10 protein-coding genes and 3 rRNA genes are annotated in these 17,752 nt (G+C 66.5%); 2 read left to right on the top strand and 11 right to left on the bottom strand.

Going from position 1 to position 17,752, the window contains the following annotated elements; all coding sequences use genetic code 11:
• Window positions 1-18 precede the first annotated feature (18 nt).
• The 9 genes from EKH77_RS34715 to EKH77_RS04795 form a co-directional block, all read right to left on the bottom strand.
• Complete coding sequence (locus tag EKH77_RS34715; protein ID WP_397614537.1) at window positions 19-864, bottom strand: FHA domain-containing protein; 846 nt, start codon at window positions 862-864, stop codon at window positions 19-21.
• Between the two features lie 130 nt (window positions 865-994).
• On the bottom strand, window positions 995-2,002 hold the full coding sequence (locus EKH77_RS04760; RefSeq protein WP_126913187.1) for a DUF881 domain-containing protein: 1,008 nt from the start codon (window positions 2,000-2,002) through the stop codon (window positions 995-997).
• 5 nt (window positions 2,003-2,007) lie between these two features.
• On the bottom strand, window positions 2,008-2,340 hold the full coding sequence (locus EKH77_RS04765) for a small basic family protein (RefSeq protein WP_071964751.1): 333 nt from the start codon (window positions 2,338-2,340) through the stop codon (window positions 2,008-2,010).
• Window positions 2,337-3,218 (bottom strand): DUF881 domain-containing protein, encoded by an 882-nt coding sequence (locus EKH77_RS04770; protein WP_126913188.1) that lies wholly within the window; start codon window positions 3,216-3,218, stop codon window positions 2,337-2,339. Before EKH77_RS04770 ends, EKH77_RS04765 begins: the two co-directional genes overlap by 4 nt.
• 138 nt (window positions 3,219-3,356) lie before the next feature.
• Complete coding sequence (locus EKH77_RS04775) at window positions 3,357-5,852, bottom strand: mannose-1-phosphate guanyltransferase (protein ID WP_126913189.1); 2,496 nt, start codon at window positions 5,850-5,852, stop codon at window positions 3,357-3,359.
• A gap of 128 nt (window positions 5,853-5,980) precedes the next feature.
• Complete coding sequence (locus tag EKH77_RS04780) at window positions 5,981-6,571, bottom strand: CDP-alcohol phosphatidyltransferase family protein (protein ID WP_126913190.1); 591 nt, start codon at window positions 6,569-6,571, stop codon at window positions 5,981-5,983.
• 168 nt (window positions 6,572-6,739) lie between these two features.
• Window positions 6,740-6,856: ribosomal RNA gene (gene rrf, locus EKH77_RS04785) — 5S ribosomal RNA — on the bottom strand.
• A gap of 75 nt (window positions 6,857-6,931) precedes the next feature.
• Window positions 6,932-10,054: ribosomal RNA gene (locus tag EKH77_RS04790) — 23S ribosomal RNA — on the bottom strand.
• 276 nt (window positions 10,055-10,330) lie between these two features.
• A 16S ribosomal RNA gene (locus tag EKH77_RS04795) occupies window positions 10,331-11,854 on the bottom strand.
• The 16S, 23S and 5S rRNA genes sit together here, the layout of an rRNA operon.
• Before the next feature lie 620 nt (window positions 11,855-12,474).
• Between EKH77_RS04795 and EKH77_RS04805 the strand changes: the two genes are divergently transcribed.
• Both EKH77_RS04805 and ptsP read left to right on the top strand, forming a co-directional pair.
• Window positions 12,475-12,924, top strand: a complete 450-nt coding sequence (locus EKH77_RS04805) for a PTS sugar transporter subunit IIA (protein ID WP_126913192.1) — start codon at window positions 12,475-12,477, stop codon at window positions 12,922-12,924.
• 103 nt (window positions 12,925-13,027) lie between these two features.
• Window positions 13,028-14,698 (top strand): phosphoenolpyruvate--protein phosphotransferase, encoded by a 1,671-nt coding sequence (gene ptsP / locus EKH77_RS04810; protein ID WP_126913193.1) that lies wholly within the window; start codon window positions 13,028-13,030, stop codon window positions 14,696-14,698.
• A 69-nt stretch (window positions 14,699-14,767) separates the two neighbouring features.
• On the opposite strand, the gene EKH77_RS04815 is transcribed toward ptsP, so the two are convergent.
• Both EKH77_RS04815 and EKH77_RS04820 read right to left on the bottom strand, forming a co-directional pair.
• Window positions 14,768-15,646, bottom strand: a complete 879-nt coding sequence (locus EKH77_RS04815) for a hypothetical protein (RefSeq protein ID WP_126913194.1) — start codon at window positions 15,644-15,646, stop codon at window positions 14,768-14,770.
• 78 nt (window positions 15,647-15,724) lie between these two features.
• The gene (locus EKH77_RS04820; protein ID WP_126913195.1) at window positions 15,725-17,740 is read right to left on the bottom strand and encodes an acetoacetate--CoA ligase; all 2,016 of its coding nucleotides are present in this window, start codon (window positions 17,738-17,740) and stop codon (window positions 15,725-15,727) included.
• Window positions 17,741-17,752 lie beyond the last annotated feature (12 nt).

The following is a 17,752-nucleotide window of genomic DNA, read 5'->3' on the forward strand; positions in this document are numbered from 1 at the left end:
ACCGCGTCCGGGAACCGGTCAGATGCCCCGCTGGCTGCCGAAGAAGACCAGCCGGTACTTGCCGATCTGCACCTCGTCGCCGTTGGACAGGACGACCGACTCGATCTGCTCACGGTTGACGTACGTGCCGTTGAGGCTGCCGACGTCGGTGACGGTGAAGCTGCCGTCGTGGCCCCGGCGGAACTCCACGTGCCGGCGCGAGACGGTGACGTCGTCGAGGAAGATGTCGCTCTGCGGGTGGCGGCCCGCGGTGGTCACCTCCGCGTCCAGCAGGAAACGGCTACCCGAGTTGGGGCCCCGGCGGACCACCAGCAGGGCCGAGCCCTGGGGCAGCGCCTCGACCGCGGCCTGCGCCTCGGGCGAGAGCGCAGGGATCGCCGTCTGCCCGGTGGTCTCCGAGTCGTACGCCTCGAGACCGGAGATGGAGATGGTCGAGGTCGTCTCCGACGCGCGCTCGGCGACCGCGCCCGGCCGCAGCGGAGCACCGCAGTTGGAACAGAACCGGCTGGCCTCGGCGTTCCGGTGGCCACACCTCGTACATACCGGCAAGGCAAACCCTCCACCCGCACTTGAGGTCGCTGGTGCCCCGAAACCTATGCGCCCCGCCTGGGCAGGGTCAACAGCGGACGCGCCCGGACCGCCCGGAATGTCGCCCCCGTAGCCCTGGGCGTCGACCTGGTCCCGGAACAGCGGGCGGCCTTCCTGGGCGTTCTCGCCGCCCTCCCCGGACCGCGACGCCCGGTGCCGGGCGGTACCGCCGTCCTGGCGTGCGCTCTTGCCGAACAACTTCGCAAACAACTTCACGGGCGATTCCCCTTGACCGAAACAGACCCGCCCGTGGGGCAGGACAAACCCTTGCTGCACACACCGTCCGACCTGGACATCTCTACAACGTCCGCAGTCAACAGACAGTTTCCATCACGCACCCTTGACTTGGTGCGCCGACCCCCCGCAACCTCCCGCCCTCCCCACGAGCCCCGCTCGCGCGCCCGTCTCACTGCGATGACGACCGAGCGTAGTCAGGCCGCTTCGCCGGGCGCAAGGCGTCCACAATGATCTTCTCAGACCGGGAGACACTCACCGACGCCTGCTCCTTCTCGAGAGTCTGCACCACACCACCCGGGATGTTCAGCGCGGGCTCCAGATCCTGGGGCTTGCCGATGACCTTGAACTTATAGGGCTGCGAGACCTTTTTCCCATCGATCTCCACCTTTCCCGCGGAGCCCGAGAAGTAGGTACCCGCGACGACCCGGACATCGTTGATCTGGATCGCCTCCGCGCCGGCGGCCCGCAGCTCCTGGATCGTGTCGAGCAGCTTGTCCGACTCCACGGCCCCCTTGCTGTCGCTCACCGTGAGCTCGATGCCGGGCCCCTCGGCCGCCACCGTACCCGCGAGCACCCCGAGCTGCTCCTCCTTTTGCGCGGTCTGCTTACGGGCCTCGGCGGCCTGGTTGGAGCTGCTCTCCAGCTCGGACCGCTGACCGTCCAGCCGGCGCTTCTCGTCCTCGAGCCGCTTGGTGCGGTTGTCCAGTTCGTCCAGGATCCTTACGAGATCCTCCTGCCGGGCGCCGCGCAGGGCGCTGTTGTCGCTCGTCGAACGGACCTGGATGGCCAGGCCCAGCCCGAGGACGCACAGCAGCACCGCCACGGTGAGCTGGGCACGCGTCAGCCTTGGGGGCCACAGCCCGCTCATCAGCCGTTGACGCCCCGTCAACGGCGCGGCCTCGGGAGCCGTTTTCTTTGGGGGGACGGGGCCGGGTACGGGCTGCTCCGGACCGGGCTCCCCGGGGCCGGGCGCCCCGGCCCCCGGCTCTGCGGCCTCCCCGGACACCGGCTCGGGACGCTCCTCCTCCGGGCGCTCCGTCTCCGGCTCGCCAGGTTCGCCGACGCGCTCGCCCGGTTCCCCGGCCGACGGCTCGGGCCGCTCCCGCTTCTCCTCTTTCCCCGGCTCTTCAGGCCGTCCCTGCTGTCCGGACTTGTCGGGAGTGTCGTCTGCGCTCATCGGTCTCACGCCCGGAAGATGTGCCGCCGGATGGCGGCCGCGTTGGAGAAGATACGAATGCCCAGGACGACCACCACACCGGTGGACAGCTGCGCGCCGACGCCGAGCTTGTCGCCCAGGAAGACGATGAGCGCGGCCACGACCACGTTGGACAGGAACGAGACCACGAAGACCTTGTCGTCGAAGATCCCGTCCAGCATCGCCCGGAGGCCGCCGAACACCGCGTCGAGCGCCGCCACGACGGCGATGGGAAGGTAGGGCTCGACCGCCGTCGGCACCACGGGACGGACGACCAGCCCGACCACGACTCCCACGATGAGGCCCAATACGGCGATCACGATGTGCCCTTCCCTGGTGTTGCGGTACGTACGATCAGACTCGGCGCGGCGGGCAGCCGGACCTCGTCCTGAGTGGAAATGCTCGCGCGGACCCCGTAGTTCTGCTGGAGCACATGCAGGTACTGGCCGTCGACGCTGTCCTGGAACGCGGTGCTGAGCCGCTGCCCGTCCCCGATCGCCAGCACCGTGTACGGCGGCACCAGCGGCCTGTTGTCGACCAGTATGGCGTCACCCGCGGCCCTGATCGCCGACAGCGCCGTCAGCCGCTGACCGTTGATGGCGATCGCCTCGGCGCCGGACTGCCACAGACCGTTGACGACACGCTGCATGTCGCGGTCGCGCACCCGCCCGGTGTCGGAGAAGCCACTGCTCTCCCGGGGCCCGCCCCCACTGGTCCGGGCCTGCTTGGCGTCGTCGACCACCACTTTGACCCCGGGCCCGCGCACCGGCGTGGCTCCGGCGAGCAGCGACACCAACTCGGCCTTGTCCCCGCCGTGTTTCCGCAGCGCGTCACGCTGCTTGGTGCCGACCGCGTCCCGCAGGGAGTCGACGTTCTTCTGGAGGCTGTCGGCGGCGGAGGTCTCCGCCTCGATCCGCTGGATGAGCTGCTCGCGCTCCTTGGCCAGCGTCGGTGCCGATATCCGCGCCTGCGCCGCCCCCAGCGTCACCACGACGGCCGACAGCAGCAGCGCCGCGGCCAGCCCCAACTTGGCCCGCAAGGTGCTCGGCAGGCCCTTGGCGCCCTCGGCCCGCCGGGCCGCCGCCTCCGCGTAGCCCTCGTCGAGGCTGTGATCCATCACATTGGTCAGCAGCGACATCGACGCGTCGGGGCGCGACGGTGGCGACGAGGTGCTCCGAACGGGGGGCTGCTGCGACATGCCGCACATCGTCGCACGTCGGGGGCGTCGTCTCCCAATGGCCCCACCGGCGTGCCGGATCCGGTACGGATTCACGACACTCCCGGAACACCGGGGGAACATCCCCCGGCCCAGGCAGGACGACGCCCCCCAGGAGCGTCAGCGCCCGGCGCCGTCCACGACCGCCGACCACTCGTCCAGCAGCGCCTGCGCGGAGGCGTCGTCAGGCCCCTCCGCCCACAGGTGCGTCACCGCCTCCGCCGGGTCCGGCAGCACCATCACCCAGCGCCCGTCGGCCTCGACCACCCGCACCCCGTCCGTCGTGTCCACCGACCGGTCCCCGGCGGCCTCCACCACATGCCGCATCACCAGACCCTTGACGGCCCACGGCGTGGCCAGATCCCGCCGCAGCACGTGCGCCCTGGGGATCCGCGCGTCTATCTGGCTGAGCGTGAGCTGCGTCCGGGCCACCAGCCCGATCAACCGGACGAAAGCGGCCGTACCGTCGAAGACGCTGTTGGACTCCGGGATGATGAAGCCGCCGCGCCCGTCGCCGCCGAAGATCGTCGACTCCTGCCGGCCCACCCTCGTCAGATCGTCCGGCGACGTCGTCGTCCACTCCACCTGCGTCCCGTGGTACGCGGCCACCTGCTCGGCGATCCGGGTCGTGGTCACCGGCAGCGCCACCCGCCCGCTGCGCCGCTCGGCGGCCACCAGGTCCAGCAGGACCAGCAGCGCGCGATCGTCCTCCACGATGCGACCACGCTCGTCCACCAGCGAGATCCGCTCCCCCACCGGGTCGAACCGCACCCCGAACGCGGCCCGCGCCGACGCCACGATCTCCCCCAGCCGCACCAGCCCGGAACGGCGGGTGTCGGCGGTCTCGGTGGGACGGGCCTCGTCCAGCCCGGGGTTGATGGTGAGCGCGTCCACGCCCAGCCGGCCCAGCAGGCTGGGCAGAACGAGCCCCGCGCTGCCGTTCGAGGCGTCGACGACCACCTTCAGCCCCGCCTCGGCGACCCCGGTGGTGTCCACGGACCTCAGCAGCGAACCGGTGTAGGAGTCGTAGACGCTGGAGGGGAAGGACAGATCGCCGATCTCGCCGGGGAACGCACGCCGGTACTCCTGGCGGGCGTAGACCCGGTCGAGCTTGCGCTGCCCCGCCTGGGAGAGGTCGGCGCCGCGCTCGTCCAGGAACATGATGTCCACCGAGTCCGGCACCCCGGGCGACGTACGGATCATGATGCCGCCGGCACTGCCCCGCGCGGTCTGCTGCCGGGCCACCGGCAAGGGGACGTTCTCCAGATCGCGGACGTCGATGGCGCTGGCCTGAAGCGCTGAGATCACCGCGCGCTTGAGGGCGCGGGCGCCACGGGAGTGGTCACGTGCCGTGGTGACGGTGGCTCCCTTCTTCAGCGTCGTCGCGTACGCGCCGGCGAGCCGGACCGCCAGCTCGGGCGTGATCTCCACATTGAGGATCCCGGACACACCGCGGGCGCCGAAGAGATGGGCCTGCCCCCGGGACTCCCAGATGACGGAGGTGTTGACGAATGCGCCGGCCTCGATGGTCTTGAAGGGATAGACCCGGACATTGCCCTGGATAATCGATTCCTCACCGACGAGGCACTCATCGCCGATGACGGCGCCGTCCTCGATCCGGGCCGCCCGCATGATGTCGGTGTTCTTCCCGATGACACAGCCGCGCAGATTGCTCTGCTGTCCGACGTAGACGTTGTCGTGGACGACGGCCTTGTGGAGAAAGGCGCCGCTCTTGACGACGACGTTGGAGCCCACGACCGTGTGCTCGCGGATCTCCGCGCCGGCTTCGACCTTCGCGTAGTCGCCGATGTAGAGCGGGCCGCGCAGGACCGCGTCGGGATGCACCTCGGCACCTTCGGCCACCCAGACGCCGGGCGAGATCTCGAAGCCGTCTATGTCGACGTCGACCTTGCCCTCCAGGACATCGGCCTGCGCCTTCACATAGCTCTCGTGCGTGCCGACGTCCTCCCAGTAGCCCTCGGCCACATAGCCGAAGATGGGCTTGCCTTCCTTCATCAGCTGCGGGAAGACATCCCCCGACCAGTCGACCGGGACATCGGGCCGCACATAGTCGAAGACCTCGGGCTCCATGACATAGATGCCCGTATTGACGGTGTCGGAGAAGACCTGACCCCACGTGGGCTTCTCCAGGAAGCGTTCGACCTTGCCCTGCTCGTCGACGATCGTGATGCCGAATTCCAGCGGATTGGGGACGCGCGTCAGACAGACCGTGACCAGGGCGCCCTTCTCCTTGTGGAAACGGATCAGGTCGGTGAGGTCGAAATCGGTGAGGGCGTCGCCCGAGATGACGAGGAACGCATCGTCCTTGAGCGCCTCCTCGGCGTTCTTGACGCTGCCCGCGGTGCCGAGTGGCTTCTCCTCGTTGGCATAGGTGAGCTCCATGCCGAGCTCTTCACCGTCACCGAAGTAGTTCCGCACCAGGGAGGCCAGGAACTGTACGGTCACCACGGTCTCGGTGAGCCCGTGCCGCTTCAGCAGGCGGAGCACATGCTCCATGATCGGGCGGTTGGCCACGGGCAGGAGCGGCTTGGGCATGCTCGAGGTCATGGGGCGAAGGCGGGTGCCTTCGCCTCCGGCCATCACGACGGCCTTCATGTCGGAAGCGTCCTCCTTGAGAGATGACGGTCATGCCGACGAAACCGCCCGACGAGCCCGGCCGAGGCCGCGCGTCCGCGCGCGCCCGCTGGGGCTCCTGCCCGGTGGGGCTGGGGACTACGGCGAGATCAGTCGGCCGTGGCATCCGCCCGGACGAGTCGGCGGACCTGGACCACGTAGAGGATCCCTGCCCACCAATAGAGGGTTGTACCCCATCCGGCGAACGCCCATCCGAAAATCGCGGCGAGTGACGAGAGCCAGCCGGATCCATCACTGAGAAGCAGCAACGGGAAGGCGTACATCAGGTTGAAGGTCGCGGCCTTGCCGAGGAAGTTCACCTGGGGCGGCGGATAGCCGTGACGCCTCAGGATCCCCACCATGACCAGCAGCATCGCCTCACGGGCCAGCAGGGCGACGGTCAGCCAGAGCGGAAGGATTTCACGCCAGGTCAGACCGAAGAGGGTGGAGAGGACATAGAGCCGGTCGGCGGCCGGGTCGAGCAGCCGGCCGAGGCTGCTGACCTGATTCCAGCGCCGGGCGAGCTTTCCGTCGAGGTAGTCGCTGACACCGCTGAGCGCCAGGACGAGGAGCGCCCAGCCGTCGTACTTCTGAAGAATCAGCCACAGGAAAAGGGGAACGCCGACGAGGCGCGCCATGCTGAGGATGTTCGGGATGGTGAGGACACGGTCGGTCTGGACGCGCGTCTCCTGGACCTCCACCCGGGGGCCTCCTGTGGGGATATGTACCGACTGGGGATATGTACCAACGATTCCCCCTGACCTTACCCCCAGCCGTCCGGGGGTCACGCAGAGGGGGCGGCGACGGCCGCACAACGCAAAAAAGCCCTGGTGGGGACAGTGTCCCCACCAGGGCTTTCTCTAAAAGGAGTTCGGCGGCGTCCTACTCTCCCACAGGGTCCCCCCTGCAGTACCATCGGCGCTGAAAGGCTTAGCTTCCGGGTTCGGAATGTAACCGGGCGTTTCCCTAACGCTATGACCACCGAAACACTATGAAATTAACGTCATCCGGCACTTTGGATGTTCGTTATTTCAGAACTAACACAGTGGACGCGAGCAACTGAGGACAAGCCCTCGGCCTATTAGTACCAGTCAGCTCCAACCGTTACCGGTCTTCCACACCTGGCCTATCAACCCAGTCGTCTACTGGGAGCCTTACCCCATCAAGTGGGTGGGAGTCCTCATCTCGAAGCAGGCTTCCCGCTTAGATGCTTTCAGCGGTTATCCCTCCCGAACGTAGCCAACCAGCCATGCCCTTGGCAGGACAACTGGCACACCAGAGGTTCGTCCGTCCCGGTCCTCTCGTACTAGGGACAGCCCTTCTCAAGACTCCTACGCGCACAGCGGATAGGGACCGAACTGTCTCACGACGTTCTAAACCCAGCTCGCGTACCGCTTTAATGGGCGAACAGCCCAACCCTTGGGACCGACTCCAGCCCCAGGATGCGACGAGCCGACATCGAGGTGCCAAACCATCCCGTCGATATGGACTCTTGGGGAAGATCAGCCTGTTATCCCCGGGGTACCTTTTATCCGTTGAGCGACGGCGCTTCCACAAGCCACCGCCGGATCACTAGTCCCGACTTTCGTCCCTGCTCGACCCGTCGGTCTCACAGTCAAGCTCCCTTGTGCACTTACACTCAACACCTGATTGCCAACCAGGCTGAGGGAACCTTTGGGCGCCTCCGTTACCCTTTAGGAGGCAACCGCCCCAGTTAAACTACCCACCAGACACTGTCCCTGATCCGGATCACGGACCCAGGTTAGACATCCAGCACGACCAGAGTGGTATTTCAACGACGACTCCACACACACTGGCGTGCATGCTTCACAGTCTCCCACCTATCCTACACAAGCCGAACCGAACACCAATATCAAGCTATAGTAAAGGTCCCGGGGTCTTTCCGTCCTGCTGCGCGAAACGAGCATCTTTACTCGTAGTGCAATTTCACCGGGCCTATGGTTGAGACAGTCGAGAAGTCGTTACGCCATTCGTGCAGGTCGGAACTTACCCGACAAGGAATTTCGCTACCTTAGGATGGTTATAGTTACCACCGCCGTTTACTGGCGCTTAAGTTCTCAGCTTCGCCCCACCGAAATGGAGCTAACCGGTCCCCTTAACGTTCCAGCACCGGGCAGGCGTCAGTCCGTATACATCGCCTTACGGCTTCGCACGGACCTGTGTTTTTAGTAAACAGTCGCTTCTCGCTGGTCTCTGCGGCCACCCCCAGCTCAGAGCGCGAAGCTCATCACCAGAAATGGCCCCCCTTCTCCCGAAGTTACGGGGGCATTTTGCCGAGTTCCTTAACCATAGTTCACCCGAACGCCTCGGTATTCTCTACCTGACCACCTGAGTCGGTTTAGGGTACGGGCCGCCATGAAACTCGCTAGAGGCTTTTCTCGACAGCATAGGATCATCCACTTCACCACAATCGGCTCGGCATCAGGTCTCAGGCTTCATGCTGTCCGGATTTACCTGGACAACGCCCTACACCCTTACCCCGGGACTACCACCGCCCGGGCTGGACTACCTTCCTGCGTCACCCCATCGCTTACCTACTACAAGTCTGGTTCGTCGGCTCCACCACTCCCCTTTGTCCGAAGACTCCAGGGCGGCTTCACGGACTTAGCATCGCCTGATTCGATATTGGGCGTTTCAAAGCGGGTACCGGAATATCAACCGGTTGTCCATCGACTACGCCTGTCGGCCTCGCCTTAGGTCCCGACTTACCCTGGGCAGATCAGCTTGACCCAGGAACCCTTAGTCAATCGGCGCACACGTTTCCCACGTGTGTATCGCTACTCATGCCTGCATTCTCACTCGTGAACCGTCCACAACTCGTTTCCACGGCTGCTTCACCCGGCACACGACGCTCCCCTACCCATCACAGTCCCCGTTGGGGGTATGTACTGCAATGACACGACTTCGGCGGTACGCTTGAGCCCCGCTACATTGTCGGCGCGGAATCACTTGACCAGTGAGCTATTACGCACTCTTTCAAGGGTGGCTGCTTCTAAGCCAACCTCCTGGTTGTCTCTGCGACTCCACATCCTTTCCCACTTAGCGTACGCTTAGGGGCCTTAGTCGATGCTCTGGGCTGTTTCCCTCTCGACCATGGAGCTTATCCCCCACAGTCTCACTGCCGCGCTCTCACTTACCGGCATTCGGAGTTTGGCTAAGGTCAGTAACCCGGTAGGGCCCATCGCCTATCCAGTGCTCTACCTCCGGCAAGAAACACACGACGCTGCACCTAAATGCATTTCGGGGAGAACCAGCTATCACGGAGTTTGATTGGCCTTTCACCCCTAACCACAGGTCATCCCCAGGTTTTCAACCCTGGTGGGTTCGGTCCTCCACGAAGTCTTACCTCCGCTTCAACCTGCCCATGGCTAGATCACTCCGCTTCGGGTCTTGGGCGCGCTACTCAATCGCCCTATTCGGACTCGCTTTCGCTACGGCTTCCCCACACGGGTTAACCTCGCAACACACCGCAAACTCGCAGGCTCATTCTTCAAAAGGCACGCAGTCACGACGCACCGAGCAAGCTCGATGCGCGACGCTCCCACGGCTTGTAGGCACACGGTTTCAGGTACTATTTCACTCCGCTCCCGCGGTACTTTTCACCATTCCCTCACGGTACTATCCGCTATCGGTCACCAGGGAATATTTAGGCTTAGCGGGTGGTCCCGCCAGATTCACACGGGATTTCTCGGGCCCCGTGCTACTTGGGTGTCTCTCAAACGAGCCGCTAATGTTTCAGCTACGGGGGTCTTACCCTCTACGCCGGACCTTTCGCATGTCCTTCGCCTACATCAACGGTTTCTGACTCGTCTCATGGCCGGCAGACCATGAAAGAGAGATCCCACAACCCCGCATGCGCAACCCCTGCCGGGTATCACACACATACGGTTTGGCCTCATCCGGTTTCGCTCGCCACTACTCCCGGAATCACGGTTGTTTTCTCTTCCTGCGGGTACTGAGATGTTTCACTTCCCCGCGTTCCCTCCACACTGCCTATGTGTTCAGCAGCGGGTGACAGCCCATGACGACTGCCGGGTTTCCCCATTCGGACACCCCCGGATCAAAGCTCGGTTGACAGCTCCCCGGGGCCTATCGCGGCCTCCCACGTCCTTCATCGGTTCCTGGTGCCAAGGCATCCACCGTGCGCCCTTAAAAACTTGGCCACAGATGCTCGCGTCCACTGTGCAGTTCTCAAACAACGACCAGCCACCCGTCACACCCTGCCGAAGCAGACCTTTACCGGGGCCGGCGTCGAAGGTGCCGGACCATAAGGCCCGTACCCTCAGACACCCAACAGCGTGCCCGACCCAATTCCCAGGTTTCACGTTCCACGCCGAAGCAGTACTAGTGAATCCTCAAGAACTGTGCCGAATAGTCAACGTTCCACCCATGAGCAACCGTGCGAGTCATTCGCTCGCAGTCGGCTATGTGCTCCTTAGAAAGGAGGTGATCCAGCCGCACCTTCCGGTACGGCTACCTTGTTACGACTTCGTCCCAATCGCCAGTCCCACCTTCGACGGCTCCCTCCACAAGGGTTGGGCCACCGGCTTCGGGTGTTACCGACTTTCGTGACGTGACGGGCGGTGTGTACAAGGCCCGGGAACGTATTCACCGCAGCAATGCTGATCTGCGATTACTAGCAACTCCAACTTCATGGGGTCGAGTTGCAGACCCCAATCCGAACTGAGACCGGCTTTTTGAGATTCGCTCCACCTCACGGCATCGCAGCTCATTGTACCGGCCATTGTAGCACGTGTGCAGCCCAAGACATAAGGGGCATGATGACTTGACGTCGTCCCCACCTTCCTCCGAGTTGACCCCGGCAGTCTCCTGTGAGTCCCCATCACCCCGAAGGGCATGCTGGCAACACAGGACAAGGGTTGCGCTCGTTGCGGGACTTAACCCAACATCTCACGACACGAGCTGACGACAGCCATGCACCACCTGTACACCGACCACAAGGGGGCGACCATCTCTGGCCGTTTCCGGTGTATGTCAAGCCTTGGTAAGGTTCTTCGCGTTGCGTCGAATTAAGCCACATGCTCCGCTGCTTGTGCGGGCCCCCGTCAATTCCTTTGAGTTTTAGCCTTGCGGCCGTACTCCCCAGGCGGGGAACTTAATGCGTTAGCTGCGGCACGGACGACGTGGAATGTCGCCCACACCTAGTTCCCAACGTTTACGGCGTGGACTACCAGGGTATCTAATCCTGTTCGCTCCCCACGCTTTCGCTCCTCAGCGTCAGTATCGGCCCAGAGATCCGCCTTCGCCACCGGTGTTCCTCCTGATATCTGCGCATTTCACCGCTACACCAGGAATTCCGATCTCCCCTACCGAACTCTAGCCTGCCCGTATCGAATGCAGACCCGGGGTTAAGCCCCGGGCTTTCACATCCGACGCGACAAGCCGCCTACGAGCTCTTTACGCCCAATAATTCCGGACAACGCTTGCGCCCTACGTATTACCGCGGCTGCTGGCACGTAGTTAGCCGGCGCTTCTTCTGCAGGTACCGTCACTTTCGCTTCTTCCCTGCTGAAAGAGGTTTACAACCCGAAGGCCGTCATCCCTCACGCGGCGTCGCTGCATCAGGCTTTCGCCCATTGTGCAATATTCCCCACTGCTGCCTCCCGTAGGAGTCTGGGCCGTGTCTCAGTCCCAGTGTGGCCGGTCGCCCTCTCAGGCCGGCTACCCGTCGTCGCCTTGGTAGGCCATCACCCCACCAACAAGCTGATAGGCCGCGGGCTCATCCTGCACCGCCGGAGCTTTCCACCACCAACCATGCGGTCAGTAGTCATATCCGGTATTAGACCCCGTTTCCAGGGCTTGTCCCAGAGTGCAGGGCAGATTGCCCACGTGTTACTCACCCGTTCGCCACTAATCCACCCCGAAGGGCTTCATCGTTCGACTTGCATGTGTTAAGCACGCCGCCAGCGTTCGTCCTGAGCCAGGATCAAACTCTCCGTGAATGTTTACCGGTAATCCGGTTCACACTCGCGTTGAGCGGAACAACCAGGCGGAATAGGCCCGGTCGTTCACAGCGTCCTCGCTGTGTGTTGCCCCCACTCAATCAAGAGCAGAGGACTTTTTAAAGGAACCTCATCCATCGAGATGGACGGGGTGTCAACATATCTGGCGTTGACTTTTGGCACGCTGTTGAGTTCTCAAGGAACGGACGCTTCCTTTGTACTCACCCACAGTGTTTACTGGGGCTTTCCTCCGGGCTTCCCTTCGGTGCTTCACACTCTATCAGGACTTTTCCGGCCCCGTTTCCGCCTCGTTCACCATGCATACACAAAGGCATGCGGGCACACGGCAGCGGATCCGGGAAGGATCTCATCCAGTGGAGTGCCGCCCCCACCTCGCCAGCAGCTCTCGCTGCGGGCCTCGGTCGTGGGCAGGAACCCGACAGTACAGCGCCTGCCGGGCACAGGCAAATCGATTACGCACCGCACACGGCTCTCGCGTGCGCGCAGCGCGCACGCTCGTGCGGAATCCTCAGTTCCTATGACTTAGGCTTCCGACCAGTGCGCCGTCCAGGACAGGTAGTGACGGCGCGTGATGATTCTCCACCTCTGGGAGGCTTCCCATGACCACCGTGTCGTCCCCGATCGCCGGACGCGCCATCGGACTCGCGGCAGTGCCCGATCCGGTCTTCTCCGGCGCGATGGTGGGACCCGGTACCGCTATCGACCCGGTCCGTGAGCCGCACGCCGCGGTTTCCCCGGTCGACGGCGTCATCGTCTCGCTCCACCCCCACGCCTTCGTCGTCGTCGACGGCGAAGGCCATGGAGTGCTGACGCACCTCGGCATCGACACCGTTCAGCTCAATGGCGAGGGCTTCGAGCTGCTCGTCAACAAGGGCGACACCGTCACGCGCGGCCAGGAGATCGTGCGCTGGAACCCGGTCGCCGTCGAGGAGTCCGGCAAGTCCCCGGTCTGCCCCGTCGTCGCGCTCGAGGCGACCGCCGACTCGCTGGGCGCCGTCGTCGAGGACGGCGACGTGAAGGCCGGCGACGCCCTCTTCTCCTGGCAGTGACCTTTCACCTTCGGTGATCTTGAGCCGTCCGGACGGACGGCGCGTACGACATCCACCGCGGCGGCCGTGTTCCATGGCCGCCGCAATCAACCGGAGACGTGAAATGGAGACAACGCTGCGAGGCGTCGGCGTGAGCCACGGTGTGGCGATCGGCGAGGTCCGGCACATGGGCACGGCGGTCCTGGAGCCGCCGGCCAAGCAGATCCCGGCGGACGAGGCGCCGCGTGAGCAGGGGCGCGCGCGGCAGGCCGTCGAGGCCGTCGCCGCCGATCTCATCGCGCGCGGCAACCTGGCGGGCGGCGAGGCCCAGCACGTGCTGGAGGCCCAGGCCATGATGGCCCAGGACCCCGAGCTGATGGCCGACGTCGACCGCCGCATCACCGTCGGCAGCACCGCCGAGCGCGCGGTGTACGACGCGTTCGCCGCCTACCGGGCGCTGCTCGCCAACGCCGGTGAGTACCTGGCCGGCCGGGTGGCCGACCTCGACGACGTGCGCAACCGCATCGTGGCGCGGCTGCTGGGCGTGCCGATGCCCGGTGTGCCGGACAGCGACGAGCCGTATGTGCTGATCGCGCGGGACCTGGCGCCGGCCGACACCGCGCTGCTGGACCCGACGCTGGTGCTGGGCTTCGTGACCGAGGAGGGCGGGCCGACCAGTCACTCCGCCATCCTGGCGCGGGCGCTCGGGGTGCCGGCCGTGGTGGCGCTGCCCGGCGCCGGTGAGCTCGCCGAGGGCACGGTGGTGGCCGTGGACGGCAGCACGGGTGACGTCTTCGTCGACCCGAGCGAGGAGAAGCGCACCGAGCTGACCGAGGCGGCCGAGGCGCGGAAGGCGGCGCTCGCCGCGTCGTCCGGTCCGGGTGCGACGTCCGACGGCCACAAGGTGCCGCTGCTGGCGAACATCGGCGGTCCGGCGGACGTGCCGGCCGCGGTCGAGGCGGGTGCGGAGGGCGTGGGCCTGTTCCGTACCGAGTTCCTCTTCCTGGACGACAGCGCGAAGGCGCCGTCCGAGGCCAAGCAGGTCGAGGCGTACCGCAAGGTGCTGGAGGCGTTCCCCGAGGGCCGTGTGGTCGTGCGCGTGCTGGACGCGGGCGCGGACAAGCCGCTGGACTTCCTGACCCCGGCCGACGAGCCCAACCCGGCGCTCGGCGTGCGCGGCCTGCGGACGCTGCTGGACCACCCGGAGGTGCTGCGCACGCAGCTCACCGCGCTGGCCAAGGCGGCCGAGGGTCTGCCGGTCTACCTCGAGGTCATGGCCCCCATGGTGGCGGACCGCACGGACGCCAAGGCGTTCGCGGACGCGTGCCGTGAGGCCGGGCTGCAGGCGAAGTTCGGTGCGATGGTGGAGATCCCCTCCGCCGCGCTGCGGGCGCGCTCGATCCTTCAGGAGGTCGAGTTCCTGTCGCTGGGTACGAACGACCTGGCGCAGTACACGTTCGCCGCCGACCGTCAGGTGGGCGCGGTCTCGCGTCTGCAGGACCCGTGGCAGCCGGCACTGCTCGACCTGGTGGCCCTTTCCGCGGAGGCCGCCAAGGCCGAGGGCAAGAGCTGTGGCGTCTGCGGTGAGGCGGCGTCCGACCCGCTGCTGGCCTGTGTGCTGACGGGTCTGGGCGTGACCAGCCTGTCCATGGGCGCGGCGTCGATCCCGTACGTGCGGGCGACGCTGGCCAAGCACACGCTGGCGCAGTGCGAGCGTGCCGCGGCGGCCGCTCGTGCGACGGACTCCGCCGAGGAGGCGCGTCTGGCCGCGCAGGCGGTGCTGTCGGGCGAGTGAGCCCGATGTTGTTCGGTGAGTGAGGGGTGCCCTGCCTTCGGTGGGGCACCCCTCCTCTTTTTCTGTTCGCTATTCGAGCGGCAGTCCCCCCAGGTACTCGACGCCGTGCTCCGGGGGTACGGGTTCGCCGGTGTCGGCGTCGGTGCAGTAGGCGGCGAAGACCTCGCCCGTCGTCAGGGGGCGTAGTCCGGCGCTGTCCAGGCACCAGCCGCGGACCGTCTCGGGTTCGCCGGGGCGGATGGTGCGCAGGACGACGCCGCCGGGGCTGCCCAGAGTGATGCCCGCCGCGAGGACCGTGCAGAAGAGCAGTGCCGCCGATTCCCCGAGGCGCAGCAGTCCCCCGTCGCACTCGGCTTCGACGACGGCGACCAGCGGGGTGTTCGCGGCGTCGAGCGTGGAGACGCTGCACACGAGGTGGTGTCTGCCGTCGCCCGCCGTTTCGATGAGGCGGCGCAGGAGCTTCGACGCGCGGGCGAAGGCCGCCCGGCCCGCGTCCTCCCCGGGTTCGAGGAGGGCGGAGGCGTATTCCCAGGTCGCCTGTTGTTCGGCTTCGCGGACGAGGTCGGGCAGCAGGCGGGTGAGGGGGCGGCCGTCGTAGGTGAGGCGGGCGCCGGTCGCCGCGATGTCGGCGGTGTAGCGGGTGCGGCTGGTGGGGGTGTCGGGGTCGAGGCGGATGTCGGCGCAGTACTCCTCGTAAGCGGTGGGGTCGAAGAGGGTGAGGCTGATGTGGGTGCCCTGGGAGGCGAGTGCTCTGAGCAGGCCGTCGACCTGGCGGAGGTAGCCGGCGTGGTCGTCGAAGCGGAAGCTGCGGTATCGCCGCATGGCGGCGAAGTCCGTCTCGTCGGCGAGGACGGCCACGGTGCTGGGTGTCTCGTGGCGCAGCCTGCGGCGTGCGGTCAGTCGCTTCCGGCCCTCGTCGGTCCTGCGGCCGTTGTCTGTGCGCGGCATGAGCTCCCCCTCTGCGCTGCGTGGATCAATCGCTACGCAGCGTAATCGAGGGTACTGACAACGGCCCGTCCCCCCTGGTCAGCCGCGTTCGCGGGCCAGGCGCTCGTAGAAGCCCAGCAGTTCGGCGTCGTCCACGGACCCGGGGTTGACCGCCTTCTCCAGGGGGGTGCCCTGGAGGAGCCGCTTGACCGGGACCTCGATGCGCTTGCCGGTCAGCGTGTGGGGGATGGCGGGGACTTCGATGACCTCGTCGGGGACGTGGCGCGGGGAGAGCTGCCGGCGGATGGTGCTCTTGATGCGGTCGAGCAGCTCGTCGTCCAGTCGGGCGCCCGGCGCGAGGTGGACGAAGAGGGGCATCCAGTAGCCGCCGTCGGGTCGTTCGACGCCGATGACGAGGGATTCGCGGATCTCGGGGAGGCGTTCCACGGCCTCGTAGATGTCGGCGGAGCCCATCCGTACGCCCTGGCGGTTGAGGGTGGAGTCGGAGCGGCCGTGGATGACGACGGTGCCGCGGGAGGTGAGGGTGATCCAGTCGCCGTGCCGCCAGACGCCCGGGAACATCTCGAAGTAGCTCTCGCGGTAGCGGTGGCCGTCGGGGTCGTTCCAGAAGTGGATGGGCATGGAGGGCATGGGGTTGGTGACGACGAGCTCGCCGACCTCGTCGACGACGGGCTTGCCGTGGGCGTCCCAGGCCTGGAGGTCCGTGCCCAGGCAGGGGGCCTGGAGTTCGCCGATGTACACGGGGAGGGTGGGGACGGCGCCGGCGAAGCAGCTGCAGACGTCCGTGCCGCCGCTGACCGAGGCGATCCACATGTCCCCTGCGCTCTCAACGAACTCGTCGTGGATCCAGCGGAAGCCGTCGGGCGGCAGCGGGGAGCCGGTGGTGGCGACGCAGCGGACGCGGGAGAGGTCGAGGTCGCGGCCGGGGTGGACGCCGGCCTTGCGGCAGGCCATGACGTAGGCGGCGGAGGTGCCGAAGAGCGTGGTGCCGGTGCGTTCGGCGACGCGCCACTGGGCGTCGGTGGTGGGGTGGCCGGGGCTGCCGTCGTAGAGGACGACGGTCGCGCCCACCAGGAGGCCGGAGACGAGGAAGTTCCACATCATCCAGCCGGTGGAGGTGTACCAGAAGAAGCGGTCGCCGGGGCCGAGGTCGCAGTGGAGGGAGAGCTGCTTGAGGTGTTCGACAAGGATGCCGCCCTGGGACTGGACGATGGCCTTGGGCAGCCCGGTGGTGCCGGAGGAGTACAGGACCCACAGCGGGTGATCGAAGGGGAGCTGCTCGAAGACCGGTTCGGTGTCGGCGGCGGTCAGCGCGTCCCACTCGAGGGTGCCCTCGGGGGCCGGGGTGCCGAGCAGCGGGATGTGGACGACGGCGCGCAGGGTCGGGAGCTCGGCGCGGAGGGCGGCGACGACGTCGGCGCGCTCGTGGCGCTTGCCGCCGTAGTGGTAGCCGTCGACGGTGAAGAGGACGACGGGCTCGACCTGCTGGAAGCGGTCGAGGACGCTTCGGGCGCCGAAGTCGGGGGCGCAGGAGGTCCAGACGGCGCCGACGGCGGCGGTGGCGAGGAGGGCGACGACGGCCTGCGGGACGTTGGGCAGGTAGCCGCTGACGCGGTCGCCGGGGCGGACACCGAGGCGGCGCAGCTCGTCGGCGAGCGAGCCGACCTGGCGGCGGAGTTCCGCCCAGGTGACGGGGCGGGGGTCGTGGGTCTCGTCGACGTGCAGCAGAGCGGGTTCACCGGCTCGCGCGGGGTCCTCGGCGGTGCGCAGGGCGTGCTCGGCGTAGTTGAGGGTGGCGCCGGGGAACCAGCGGGCGCCGGGCATGGCCGCATCGGCGAGGACGCGCTCGTAAGGGGTGCTGAAGCGGACGTCGCACCACTCGGTGACGGCCTGCCAGAAGGTCTCGGGTTCGGCCACGGACCAGCGGTGGAGGGCCGCGTAGCTCGCGACGGGGTCGCCGGGGACGGGGGCGGGCGCGCCGTGGTGTTCGGCGGCTTGGGCGTGGAAGCGGGTGACCTGTGCGCCTGCGACGCGGTCCGCGCCGGGCCGCCACAGGGGCTCGGGCTGTTCGACGGGCTGCGGTGCGGTGGTCATGTGGCTGCTCCC

This window comes from Streptomyces luteoverticillatus, from assembly GCF_003970715.1.
GTDB lineage: Bacteria > Actinomycetota > Actinomycetes > Streptomycetales > Streptomycetaceae > Streptomyces > Streptomyces abikoensis.

Excerpts from the sequence above, each read along its gene's own strand:
- EKH77_RS04760 (WP_126913187.1), bottom strand. The coding sequence starts at position 2,002 with ATGAGCGCAGACGACACTCCCGACAAGTCCGGACAGCAGGGACGGCCT.
- EKH77_RS04805 (WP_126913192.1), top strand. The coding sequence starts at position 12,475 with ATGACCACCGTGTCGTCCCCGATCGCCGGACGCGCCATCGGACTCGCG.
- EKH77_RS04815 (WP_126913194.1), bottom strand. The coding sequence starts at position 15,646 with ATGCCGCGCACAGACAACGGCCGCAGGACCGACGAGGGCCGGAAGCGA.
- ptsP (WP_126913193.1), top strand. The coding sequence starts at position 13,028 with ATGGAGACAACGCTGCGAGGCGTCGGCGTGAGCCACGGTGTGGCGATC.
- EKH77_RS04775 (WP_126913189.1), bottom strand. The coding sequence starts at position 5,852 with ATGAAGGCCGTCGTGATGGCCGGAGGCGAAGGCACCCGCCTTCGCCCC.
- EKH77_RS04820 (WP_126913195.1), bottom strand. The coding sequence starts at position 17,740 with ATGACCACCGCACCGCAGCCCGTCGAACAGCCCGAGCCCCTGTGGCGG.
- EKH77_RS04770 (WP_126913188.1), bottom strand. The coding sequence starts at position 3,218 with ATGTCGCAGCAGCCCCCCGTTCGGAGCACCTCGTCGCCACCGTCGCGC.